General features: G+C 62.9%; 12 protein-coding genes. 6 read left to right on the forward strand and 6 right to left on the reverse strand.

What is annotated here, in order from left to right:
• Positions 1-162 precede the first annotated feature (162 nt).
• Genes ACZ5WT_RS16720 through folK form a run of 4 tightly spaced genes read left to right on the forward strand, consistent with a single transcriptional unit; the run spans position 163 to position 3,696 of the window.
• Entirely contained in the window at positions 163-1,932 is a 1,770-nt protein-coding gene (locus ACZ5WT_RS16720; protein WP_464284899.1) for an SLC13 family permease, read from the forward strand.
• A gap of 39 nt (positions 1,933-1,971) precedes the next feature.
• The gene (gene folP / locus ACZ5WT_RS16725) at positions 1,972-2,874 is read left to right on the forward strand and encodes a dihydropteroate synthase (RefSeq protein WP_464284900.1); all 903 of its coding nucleotides are present in this window, start codon (positions 1,972-1,974) and stop codon (positions 2,872-2,874) included.
• A 4-nt stretch (positions 2,875-2,878) separates the two neighbouring features.
• Entirely contained in the window at positions 2,879-3,265 is a 387-nt protein-coding gene (gene folB, locus ACZ5WT_RS16730) for a dihydroneopterin aldolase (protein ID WP_464284901.1), read from the forward strand.
• A complete protein-coding gene (gene folK, locus ACZ5WT_RS16735) occupies positions 3,262-3,696 on the forward strand; it encodes a 2-amino-4-hydroxy-6-hydroxymethyldihydropteridine diphosphokinase (protein ID WP_464284902.1) in 435 nt (144 codons plus the stop codon). Before folB ends, folK begins: the two co-directional genes overlap by 4 nt.
• Here the strand turns inward: folK and ACZ5WT_RS16740 are convergent.
• From ACZ5WT_RS16740 to crcB, 4 genes are read right to left on the reverse strand one after another with little or no spacing between them, the layout of a single operon-like run.
• On the reverse strand, positions 3,693-4,472 hold the full coding sequence (locus ACZ5WT_RS16740; protein ID WP_464284903.1) for an ATP12 family chaperone protein: 780 nt from the start codon (positions 4,470-4,472) through the stop codon (positions 3,693-3,695). The two genes, folK and ACZ5WT_RS16740, sit on opposite strands and share 4 nt — an antisense overlap.
• A 4-nt stretch (positions 4,473-4,476) precedes the next feature.
• A complete protein-coding gene (locus tag ACZ5WT_RS16745; protein WP_464284904.1) occupies positions 4,477-5,139 on the reverse strand; it encodes an HAD-IA family hydrolase in 663 nt (220 codons plus the stop codon).
• A complete protein-coding gene (locus ACZ5WT_RS16750; RefSeq protein WP_464284905.1) occupies positions 5,136-6,122 on the reverse strand; it encodes an RluA family pseudouridine synthase in 987 nt (328 codons plus the stop codon). The genes ACZ5WT_RS16745 and ACZ5WT_RS16750 overlap by 4 nt, the downstream gene beginning before the upstream one ends.
• Positions 6,119-6,517, reverse strand: coding sequence for a fluoride efflux transporter CrcB (gene crcB / locus ACZ5WT_RS16755; RefSeq protein WP_464284906.1), 399 nt, complete (start codon positions 6,515-6,517; stop codon positions 6,119-6,121). The genes ACZ5WT_RS16750 and crcB overlap by 4 nt, the downstream gene beginning before the upstream one ends.
• Positions 6,518-6,671: 154 nt before the next feature.
• Between crcB and ACZ5WT_RS16760 the strand changes: the two genes are divergently transcribed.
• On the forward strand, positions 6,672-7,721 hold the full coding sequence (locus ACZ5WT_RS16760) for a patatin-like phospholipase family protein (protein WP_464284907.1): 1,050 nt from the start codon (positions 6,672-6,674) through the stop codon (positions 7,719-7,721).
• Positions 7,722-7,724: 3 nt separating this feature from the next.
• Here ACZ5WT_RS16760 and ACZ5WT_RS16765 read toward each other — a convergent pair whose 3' ends face one another.
• Positions 7,725-9,035 (reverse strand): replication-associated recombination protein A, encoded by a 1,311-nt coding sequence (locus tag ACZ5WT_RS16765; protein WP_464284908.1) that lies wholly within the window; start codon positions 9,033-9,035, stop codon positions 7,725-7,727.
• 72 nt (positions 9,036-9,107) lie between these two features.
• A complete protein-coding gene (locus ACZ5WT_RS16770) occupies positions 9,108-10,589 on the reverse strand; it encodes a Do family serine endopeptidase (RefSeq protein ID WP_464284909.1) in 1,482 nt (493 codons plus the stop codon).
• Between the two features lie 273 nt (positions 10,590-10,862).
• Here ACZ5WT_RS16770 and ACZ5WT_RS16775 point away from each other — a divergent pair, with 273 nt between their 5' ends.
• Positions 10,863-11,936, forward strand: coding sequence for a type III PLP-dependent enzyme domain-containing protein (locus ACZ5WT_RS16775; protein ID WP_464284910.1), 1,074 nt, complete (start codon positions 10,863-10,865; stop codon positions 11,934-11,936).
• The last annotated feature ends 86 nt before the right edge of the window (positions 11,937-12,022 follow it).

Below are 12,022 nucleotides of genomic sequence, written 5' to 3' on the forward strand. Positions count from 1 at the left end.
TTAGGCCTCGCGCAAAGCGGATTTTGGCGACTTTGCCTCGCTCCTGCCTCCGCAGCAAGCACCCGGCAAATGAATCAAATTTCCCAAAAATGCCCGTAACCGTTTGGCCGACAGGCCGTTTTGACGTACCAGAGTCCCTCATGCGGTGGAGTGCCTTGCCTGATGACCACACCCCAGTTCCTGGCCTTTGCAGTTCTTGGCGCCATGATGGTCGCCTTTGTCTGGGGGCGCTGGCGGTATGATATCATAGCAGTCTGCGCCCTTCTGGCGGCCATGGCGCTGGGTGTTGTCACCCCAAGCATGGCCTTCACGGGCTTCTCCGACGATATCGTCATCATCGTTGCCAGCGCGCTGGTAGTGAGCGCCGCCGTGTCGCGATCGGGAATCATGGAAGTCGCCGTCCGGCGCTTCGCGCCCAATATCAGCACGCCACGCGCCCAGCTCCTCCTGCTGGTAGCAGTGGTCACCGTGCTCTCGGCCTTCGTCAAGAATATCGGCGCGCTGGCGATCATGATTCCCATCGCCTTCCAGATGGCGCGCCGGTCCAACGTGTCGCCGTCGATGTTCCTGATGCCCATGTCGTTCGGCTCGCTGCTCGGCGGCCTGATGACCCAGATCGGCACCTCGCCCAACATCATCGTGTCGCGCATGCGTGAAGAGCTGACCGGCACCGCTTTCACCATGTTCGATTACACCCCGGTGGGCGCGGCGCTCTCGCTGGTGGGCATTGCGTTCCTCGTGCTGTGCTATCGCCTGCTGCCCGAGCGCAAGCGCCACGATACCGGCATGGATAGCGCCATCGAGATCAAGAACTACACGACCGAGGCCCATGTTCGCGAGGATAGCCCGGCCATCGGCACCACCATCGCAGATCTGCATGTTGCGGCCGGACGGCGCGCCATGGTCACCCGCATCGTCAGTGCCTCGGGAGTCCGCCGCACGCCCCTGCCCGACGCCAAGCTGCGCGCCGGCGATATCCTGCTCATCGAGGGCGAACCCGAAGCGCTCGACCGCATGGTGGCGCAGGGCAACCTCTCCTTCAACGAACGTCGCGGCGCCGCCACCAAGGATGCCGCCGATACCGGCACCATCGAGGCAATCATCGGCGATGCGTCAGGCCTCATCGGCGCCAGCGCGCAGGAACTCACCCTGTTCGACCGCACCGGCCTTAACCTGATGGCGATCAGCCGCCGCGACCAGCGCTTCACCGAGCGGCTCGGCCAGATCAAGTTCCAGAGTGGCGACGTCATCCTGCTGCGCGGCCACATCAAGCGCCTGCCCGAACTGCTGCGCGAGTGGGATTGTCTGCCGCTGGTCGAGCGCGGGCTGCGCCTGGGCAGTTTCCGCAATGTGTGGCTGCCGCTCACAATCCTGCTGGTGGCAATGGCGGCCACTGCCTTTGGCCTGGTGCCCGTGGCGCCGGCCTTTTTCGCCGCCGCGGTCGCCATGGTCCTGTTCCGCGCCATCCCGCTGCGCGAGGTCTATGGCCACATCGATGCACCCATCCTCATCATGCTGGCCTGCCTCATTCCCGTCAGCGAAAGCCTACGCACCACCGGCGGCACCGACCTCATCGCCAGCTGGCTTTCGGGCACCGCAAGCACCCTGCCAAGCTGGGCCGCACTGACCCTGATTCTGGTCACCGCCATGGCTGTGACGCCCTTCCTCAACAATGCCGCAACCGTGCTGGTCATGGCCCCGATCGCGGCGACTTTCGCCACCGATTTGGGATACGCGCCCGAGGCGTTCCTCATAGCGGTGGCCATCGGCGCGGGCAGCGATTTCCTCACCCCCATCGGCCATCAGTGCAATACACTGGTCATGGGACCGGGCGGCTATCGCTTCAGCGACTATTGGCGGCTGGGGGCGCCGCTATCGATTTTGGTCATCATCGTCGCGGTACCCATGCTGATGCTGGTCTGGCCCATCTGAGCCTGCTACTGCGGACACTCATCAGCAAACGGTGCCTCCATGCACACCAGTCACATCATTCCCTTGCGCGGCCGTGCGCCACTGGTTCTCGGTCAGACGCCGCTCGTCATGGGCATCCTCAATGTCACCCCGGACAGTTTTTCCGATGGCGGCCAGCACAACCGCATCGAGTCGGCTGTGGCCCATGCCCGCTTCATGCTGGCCGAAGGCGCTGACATCATCGACATCGGTGGCGAAAGCACCCGCCCCGGCTCCCAGCCGGTCGGCGTCCAGGAGGAGCTCGATCGCGTCCTGCCGGTGATCGAGGCGATGATCGCCGATGGCATTACCGCGCCGATTTCGGTCGACACCTACAAGCCCCTCGTCGCCGATCAGGCGATCCAGGTTGGCGCCCACATCATCAACGACGTGCACGGCCTGCAGGGCGCCCCCGAAATGGCCGAGGTCGCCGCCCTGCACGATGCACCCGTCATCGCCATGCATTGGGAGAGCGATCGCGATACGACCGTCCCCATGCTCGACTCGATGAACGGCTATTTCGGGCGGACAATCGAGCTGGCGACGGCCGCCGGCCTGGGTGCCGATCGGCTCATTCTCGATCCCGGCTTCGGTTTCGGAAAATCGCTCAGCGAGAACTACGAAATCCTGCAGAAAATCGGCAGCATTCTTCCAGCCAACAGCAAGAAATCTGTCAGCATGCTGCAAGAAAAACCCGCATTTTCTTCCGGTTTTCCTGTGCTTGTCGGCACCTCGCGCAAATCGATGATCGGCAAGCTCCTCGGCAACAATCCCGAGGAACGGCTGGCCGGCACCATCGCTACCACCGTGCTGGGCTATATCAATGGCGGGCATATCTTCCGCGTCCACGACGTGCGTGCTAATCGCGACGCCCTTCGCGTGGCGCAGGCGACCTTGTATGGTCCGCCCAACGAACTGAGGTAACAAGATGTCCGAGCCATTCACCGGCGACCGTATCATCCTGAAAGATCTGGGGTTTTATGGCTATCACGGCGTCTATGCCGAGGAAGCCAAGCTCGGTCAGCGTTTCTTTATCGATATCGAACTGGGCGTCGACCTCACCCAGCCGGCCGCCACGGACCGCCTGAGCACCGGCATTTCCTACGCGGATATCTATGACGTGGTCAAAGCGGGCTTTGAAGGCAAGCGCATGAAGCTGCTCGAAGCCGTCGCGCAGAACATCGTCGACGGAATCTTCGAGACCTTTCAAAGCGTTACGTGGGTTATCATCCGCCTCCGCAAGCCCGAGGCCCCCATTGCCATGGTGCGCGGCGAAGCGGCAATCGAGCTCCACCGCCAGCGGAACCCATCATGATTTCAAAGGCTTGGCTTAGTCTCGGCGCCAATATCGGCGACCCCAGCGCGCAGCTCGCCGATGCGCTGCGCCGCATCGATTCCCACGAGCATATCGCCATCACCAAACAGTCCCAGGTGATAACAACCAAGGCCTGGGGCAAGACCGATCAGCCCGACTTCGCCAACATGGCCATCGAGGTAGAAACCTCGCTCAAGCCACTGGAATTGCTCGATGTTCTGTTAGGGATCGAGCTGGATATGGGGCGCGTGCGCGAGGAAGTCTGGGGGCCGCGGGTGATCGATATCGACATCATCGCCTACGACCGCGTCGAGATCAGGTCCCCGCGCCTAAATCTGCCGCATCCCTTTGCCCATGAACGAGAATTCGTCCTCGGGCCCCTCGGGGAGGTCGCCCCCGAGGTTGCCGAATGGGTCAAAAGCCGGGCTTAGGCCCGTAGCGCATCCAGCGCTGCAACGGCCGTGTCGAATTCGACACGGCGCTTGGCGCGGCGCTCCGCCGCTTCCTCGTCCTCGCCCCACTGGGAAATCTGGAAGTCCTCGTCCACATGGGCCGCCTTCCACACCTGCTCGGGCGTAAACAGCTGATTCCAAAGGCCAACCGCCAGCAAACCCGAGCCGCTGAGGCCGGTGATCGACACCAGGGCGGTCAGGGTCAGCAGTCCTTCATTGACCAGCGACTCCGCCAACCGGTCCAGCGTCGCCTTGGGCTGCGCCTGATGAATGATGCCGATCGTCGGCTGGAACGCCACGCCGAAATGCCGCGCCAGCGTTGTCAGCGCCTTGTCCCACTGCAGCTCCTGCTCGGAGACCAGTTCCTGCGGCGTCTCGGCCCGATAGAGCATCAGGTCGCCACTCGCGAACTTGACGATCTCGTCGCGGAACGCCGGAATGGTCTCCTCGCCGCTCTCGATGCCGGAATTAATGAGGCGCACCATAGGCATAGTCGATGGATCGATATGCGTGCCCTGCGCCGCCCACTCCTCGGCCATGGCCGTCGCGATGGCCGCAGCCGGCACGACGACGGGGATCTTCTTGCCGGGCGTCCGCACCTGGCGGCCGTCCAGCGTCACCACGAACCCGCCATCGACGGGCGACACACCGACATCCTTATAGAACCGCTTGGGCAGCTCAACCTTGTTGAGATGCTGGGCACGGCCATAGCCGTCGTCGATATGCTTCTGAATGTCTTCGAGCTGGTCGCGCATGTTTCTAGTCCAGAAGTTGTCGAACCGCAGCGCCGAGCTGGTCGTAGCGGTCGATCATGGTGTTGGCCCCCGCAGCGATCAGCTCGCGCGGTTCATGGTAGCCCCACGTTACCCCGATGGTCTTGCACCCCGCGGCAACGCCCATATCGATGTCAAACGTCGTATCGCCGATCATCACCGTCTCGGCCGGGGTTGCCCCGGTCTCGCGCATCGCCGTCTCCAGCATGCCTGGATGGGGCTTGGAGGGGTTGTGATCGGGCGTCTGCAGGGTCGTAAAATAGTCCGTCAGGCCGTGCAGCGCCAGAATGCGATGCACGCCATTGAGGCCCTTGCCGGTCGCGATACCGAGGATCACGTCGGGCTGGGCCCGCAATACCACCAGCGCATCCTTGGCGCCGGGATAGAGGCCTTCCCGGCCCGCATCCGTGACCAGAGCGGCACGGTATTGCGCCTTGTAATCATTGACCAATTGATCGATCAGCACGGCATCGTCCGTCTGCGCCAGCCGCGCCATGGCGACCGGCAGCGACAGTCCGATGACGCGGCGTGATTCCGCCGGACCTGGAACGGCGAGGCCCAAACCGGCAAAGGTCGCAGCCATGTGATCGGCAATCAGCGCCTGGGTATCGATCAGCGTACCGTCCATATCGAAGACGACAAGCTTCAATTCCCGTCCTCCGGATCCCCGCTGACGTCGTAGCGATCAGGATCAAAGCCCAGTGCATCAAAGCTCTGGCGCATATGGGGCGGCAGCGGAGCGGAGATATCAAGGCGCTTGCCATTGCGAAGTGGCAGCGCAATGCGCCGCGCATGCAGATGCAAGCCCTCGGCGAGACCCGGCGCACCCTGCCAGTTCTCGATGTTGAAATAGCGCGGATCCCCAATGATCGGGGTGCCGAGCTGGGCCATGTGGACACGCAGCTGGTGCGTACGGCCGGTCACCGGCTTCAGCGTGACCCAGGCAAAGCGCCGGCTGGCGGTATCGGTGGTCGAGTAATAGCTCTGCGAGTGCTGCGAACCCGGCGTGCCGTTCTTGACGACAACCATCTGTTCGCCATCGGTGGTCGACTGCTTGGCGAGGAAACAGGAGATTTCGCCCTGGCGGGGATGCGGATTGCCGGCAACGATGGCCCAATAAATCTTGCGGGCAGAACGCGAGCGGAACACAGTACCGAAATGGCTGGCGGCCGCGTGGGTCTTGGCCACGACAATGCAGCCCGAGGTGTCGCGGTCCAGCCGGTGCACCAGCCGCGGGGGCTCGCCCTTCTTGTTGGGCAGGCTCTTCAGCATGCCATCGAGATGGCGCTTCGTGCCGCTACCGCCCTGCACGGCGAGGCCATGCGGCTTGTTGAGCACGTAAATGTCGTCGTCCTCATAGAGGATCAGACCACGGATGAACTCGGCGTCGCCGCTGTTCACCTTCACGGGCTTGGGCGTGTCGGGATCGTCCATCGGCGGAATACGCACGGTCTGGCCCGGCGACAGGCGGGTATTCGTCGATACCTTTGCCTTGTCGACCTTTACCTCACCATTGCGGATGAGTTTCTGCAGGCGGCCAAACCCCAACTGAGGGAAATGATTGGCAAACCAGCGATCCAGACGCATCCCGTCTTCATCGCCACTTACCTGCCGCTGTTGTACGCCACTCATGCCACACCTCGGATCACCAAAAGCCCGAGATAAAGCCCAATTACGCAAACCACAACCGACAACAGCACATAGCCCCCCGCCGCCAACAGCTCACCACGCTCCAGCATCAGGACTGTTTCGAGAGAAAATGCCGAAAAGGTGGTGAAACCGCCGAGCACCCCCACGGCGACAAACAGGCGCGCCGCCTCCTGCCACGGCGGCAGGAACTTGGCCAAAAGCCCAATGAACACCCCCATCGCAATCGACCCGATGATGTTGATCACCAGCGTGGCGAGCGGGAAGGACGTCGGCCAATAATGACCGATAAGACTGCCCAAGGTGAAGCGCGCAACAGCACCGATGCCACCGCCCAAGCCGACCAACAACAACGCCCGCATTTGCATCAGATCAACCAATTCGAAGACTCATATTTTACAATCACAGCAATTTGTCTGTATCTGCATGGGTCGGGGTCGATTCTGTGGGGGTGAGCTGGTGGTGGTCCGGAATTTGGTGCGTGTTGGCGCTGTAGTACTCGCGGCGGTGACGCTCGCAGCATGCGCCAGCAGTATGTTGCCGCGCAAGGCACTGCCCCCTCAATTGACCGCTGCTGCGACGATCGCTGCGGACCAGACCATCCGCTACTGGGGCGACGATCCTAAATTCGTTGCGACCCACTCCACCGTCAAGCCTGGCGGCGACGGCCTTGTCGACTACCTCACCCTTTCGGGCGGCGGCATCAACGGCGCCTACGGTGCCGGCTTCCTCGTCGGTTGGTCTGAGAAGGGCACGCGCCCGGAATTTGAAGTGGTCACCGGAATCAGCGTCGGCGCCATGATGGCTCCCCTGGCCTTCCTCGGCCCGCGCTATGATGAGCGCCTCAAGTCCGCATTCCTGACGATTACCCAGCAGGCCAACCTGCGGGTCGATTTCCTTTCCGCACTGTTTGGCGCGCCGTCCGTTCTGGATAACAAGCTGATCTTGACCGCGATCCGCCAGCTGGTTGACCAGCAGGTGCTGGACGAAGTGGGTGCGGCCCATCGCAAGGGTCGCCGTCTCTACATCGGCACCACCAACCTCGACGCCCAGCGCCCCGTGATCTGGGACATTGGCGCCATTGCGATCAGCAATATCCCCAACAAGCTGGAGCTGGTTCACCAGGTCATCCTAGCCTCTACCGCGGTGCCGGGCGTTTTCCCGCCCATCCTGCTCGACGTTCAGGCACAGGGCCAGGAATTCAACGAGCTGCATGTCGATGGCGGCGTGACCCAGCAGGTTCTGCTGATGCCCGGCGTCTACAAGGGCGGCACCGGCATCCAGAAGCTCTACGTGATCTTCAACGGCGTGGTGGAGCCAACTCCATCGACCGTGACCAAGCTTGCCAGCCTCAACCTGCTGGAGCGCGCAGTTCCGACGCTGCTGAAGTATCTCGGCCGCGCCAACCTCGACCAGCTCGCAAGCCAGGCCAAGCGCAGCGGCATTGCCTTCCACCTGACGGCAATTCCGGCTGAATTCCCCGAGGCCGAAAGCCTGCTCGGTGATCGTGAATGGCTCGCGATGCTGTTCAAGTTTGGCTACGATATGGGTTCTCAGACGAACCGGTGGCAGAAGGCGCTCTAGCGCCTACTGCTCACGCTTTGCGGCCCGGAGGCGCTCGAAATAGTCGATGCGCTTCCGCAGGTCCCGCTCGAAACCCCGCTCGACGGGTTCATAGAATTTCTGTCGACCCAGCTTTTCAGGGAAATATTCCTGCCCCGAAAAAGCCTCGGGCGTGTCGTGGTCGTAGATATAGCCGTCGCCGTAACCCGAGCCCTTCATGAGCTTGGTGGGCGCATTGAGAATGACCATGGGCGGCATCGGCGAGCCGGTGGATTTCGCCAGGCTCATCGCGCTCTTGTAGGCCGTGTAGACAGCGTTCGACTTGGGCGCCAGCGCCAGATAGACCACCACCTGCGCCAGCGACAGCTCGCCCTCGGGCGACCCAAGCATCTGGTAAGCGTCGCGCCCCGCGATCGCCAGAGGCAGCGCCTGCGGGTCGGCGAGACCGATATCCTCCGAAGCCATGCGGATCAGCCGCCGCGCCAGGAAGAGCGGATCTTCTCCGGCGTCGAGCATGCGCGCGAAATAGTAGAGCGCCGCATCTGGGTCCGAACCCCGGATGGTCTTGTGCAGCGCCGAGATCAGGTTGTAGTGGCCGTCCTGAGCCTTGTCGTAGATCGGCGCACGGCGTTGGACGACGGTGAGCAAGGTCGCAGCGTCGAGGACTTCACCCTCCTTGGCTGAGGCCAGAACTTCCTCCACAAGCCCCAGCAGGGCCCGCCCGTCGCCGTCGGCGAGGGTGAGCAGGGTCTGCCGCGCCTCGGCATCAAGCGGCAGTGCCGCGCCCGTGAGCGCCTCGGCGCGCTGCACCAACTTTTCGAGGTCTTCGGGCACCAGGGACTCGAAGCGCAGGACCTGGCTGCGCGAGAGCAATGCCGCATTGAGCTCGAAGGACGGGTTCTCGGTCGTTGCGCCGACCAGGACCACCGTGCCGTCTTCCATCACCGGCAGGAAGCCATCCTGCTGGGCGCGGTTGAAGCGATGGATCTCGTCGACGAACAATAGGGTCTTGTGGCCCGACAGGCGCTCGAAACGTGCCTTCTCGAAGACCTTCTTGAGATCGGCAACGCCGGAGAAGACGGCTGAGATCTGCTCGAATGTATAGCCGATCTGGTCGGCCAGCAGCCGCGCCACGGTGGTCTTGCCCGTGCCGGGCGGGCCCCAGAGGATCAGCGAGCCCAGCCGCCCGCTGGCGATCATGCGGCGCAGCGTGCCGTCTGGCCCCAGCAGATGGGTCTGCCCGATCACATCGTCGAGCGATTGGGGACGCAGCTGGTCGGCCAATGGCCGGGCGCGGTCGGTATCAGATGGCGGAGCGGCAAAAAGATCGGACATGGCAGGGTTCTAGCCCATTGCCAGCCGCTCAAACAGCCCCGCTGAGGGCCTCAACGCCATCCCGGGGACGACTTACCCACCGACAATGCTCCTGCTCACCCGCCCGTCTCGCTGCAGGATGATCTGCCAGGTCTGCAGGCGCTGGCTGGCCGTATCGGCAAACTTGCGCGCGGTATCCATGGTCTGATCGTTGAGGGCCAAAATGATGTCATCGACCTGCAGGCCCATCTGCTCGGCGGCAGAGCCCGTCGCCACGGCCGTCACGATGACGCCCTTGGCGTCATAGGGCAGCCCCTTGGCCTCTGCCAGTGCGGCATCAATCTGGCGAACGCTGGTTCCGGCGAAGCGGGAATTGCCCGAGATCGTCGCCAGCATGTCGGCCGCCGGTTGCGGTGCAGCTTCGACGGTGAACTGAACCGTCTCGCTCGCTCCGGCGCGCAGTCGCACCAGTGCCGTGGTTTGTCCGATCGGCTTGGTGGCGAGGCGGAAATTGAAGGCGCTGGGGTCATCGACCGCGACGCCATCGACCGACATCACAACGTCCCCGGGTATGAAACCGGCCCGGGCTGCGGGGCCATTGGGCGCAACTTCGGAAACCAGCGCGCCATGCGGGGCCGCCATGCCCAGCCCTGCCGCGATATCAGGAGTCACAGCTTGCAGCTTGGCGCCAAACCATGGGCGCACAATCGGCCCGCCCTTGATGCCGGCATCAGCCACAATACGGGCCATGTTGGCCGGAATGGCGAAGCCAATCCCCACCGAACCGCCAGTTTGGGAGAAAATCGCGGTATTGATGCCCACCAGGTGTCCATCCAGATCAACCAGCGCGCCACCCGAATTGCCCGGATTGATCGCCGCGTCAGTCTGGATGAAGAACTCGTAGTCCGCCGATTCAACACCCGTGCGGGCCAGAGCCGAGACGATGCCGCTGGTGACGGTCTGGCCCACGCCAAACGGGTTGCCGATGGCCAGTACCAGGTCGCCAACCAGCAATGCATCGGAATCGGCGAAGGTGATCGCCTGGAACGTGGCGTTGCCGGGATCGCGAATGCGCAGCACGGCCAGATCGGTCTGCGCATCCTCGACGACGACATCAACGGGAAACTCACGGCCATCCGCGATGGCGATGCGCACATCCGTCGCGCCCTCGATCACGTGGCGATTGGTGAGGATGACTCCGCTCGCATCGACGATCACCCCCGACCCCAGCGACTGTGACTCGCGCGGGCGGCCGCTGAACTGGCCATTGCCGAAGAAGCGCGAGAAGAATGGGTCATTGGCAAAAGGCGACGTCGCCTGCTCGATGCGCGTGGCATAGACATTGACCACCGAGGGCGCGACCGCGCTGACCACCGGGGCAAAGCTCAGCTTGACCTGCCCGCTGGTCTCCGGAACCTGTCGCGCCTCGGCGGGGGCCTGCGCCGCGGGCTGGGGCTGCGTCACGGGTTCGGGCTGCGCCACCATTGGCCCGCGCCACGGCGCCAGGGCCACCGTGCCGCCAATGGCCAGAACAACTAGGGTCAAACCTGCAATGATGAGTGACCGTGGCGACATCGAAAAGCCTCCGCGCAAGGACCCAGAGATATCAGCACCCGGATTCTGTCGCCACCATGGCGATAGGGAACAAGTTCTGGCCAAAACCGCGTGCCATTGTCCCCACTCGAATACGCGGTCAAATAGTCTAAAATGCTACAGTTTCCGGGAGGAAACGGGCGTCGTCAGGCCGTTACACTTAGAGGTCAAATAATCATTTGCGCCAGGGGGCACTCGGTCCTATATGCAGCGCTTGTTTTACCCGCATTTCTAGCCCTGAAAGGCCAGTCGTCAATGACCACCGAGCCGAAACACGTTTACCCGAACACCTCCGCACTGATCGCGGCGGAAGCCCCGGATTTTCCGGCTTTTCTGTTCTCTGAGCGTGAGCTTCACAAGGCCACAAAGGTCTTCAAGAAGGGCTTTGATGGGCTGCTGACCTATGCGGTCAAGTGCAACCCCTCGCCGCACATCATCGCCCAGCTCCACAAGGAAGGCCTCAAGGCATTCGACGTGGCATCCAATACCGAGATGGAACTGGTGCGCGATTACGCGCCCGGCGCCGTGATGCACTACAACAACCCGATCAAGAACAAGCGCGAAATCGCTCGCGCTTATGAAGAGTTCGGCGTGCGTAGCTTCACCATCGACCATCCCCAGCAGCTCGACCAGCTCGCTGCCGTGGTGTCGCCCAGCCGCGACGTGGAAGTGACCACTCGCTTCAAGGCCGGCAAGGCGCTGAAGTCCTATGACTTCGGCATCAAGTTCGGCGTGATGGAACAGGGAGCGGCCGAAATCGCGACCATGGTCGACCAGATGGGCTACACGCCCAGCCTGTGCTTCCACGTCGGCAGCCAGTGCGAAGACGCTTACGCCTATGAGCGCCACATCGCGGCAGCTGCGCGCATCGTTGAAGAGGCCGGCATCGAACTCAAGCGCCTCAACATCGGCGGTGGCTACCCGGCCCCCTACCCGACCAGCGAAGCGCCGCCGATGGACTATTACTTCGAGACCATCGCAACTGCCGTGAACGACCACTTTGGCGAAAAGCGCAAGCCCGAGCTCATCATCGAGCCCGGCCGCGCGCTGGTGACCTCGTCCACCTCGTTGCTGCTGCGCGTCAAGCACCAGCGCGGCGGCCAGTCGGTTTATGTCAACGACGGCGCCTATGGCAGCCTGATGGAAGTGAAGTTCATGCACTTCACCCCGCCGGTTCGCGTCTGGCGCGGCGCCCGCGTGCACGACAACGATGCGCAGTTCTCCGAGTTCACCATCTGGGGCCGACTTGCGACAGCTACGACGTGCTGCCCCAGGTGTTCACCCTGCCGTCGGATATCGATGAAGACGACTGGATCGAATTCGGCCTGATGGGTGCCTACACCCAGGCCTCGCTGACCCCGTTCAATGGCTTCGACCGCCGCGACCAGTTCTGGGTTGAAGAAGCCTATACCGGC

Source organism: Devosia sp. T2-14 (assembly GCF_055397495.1).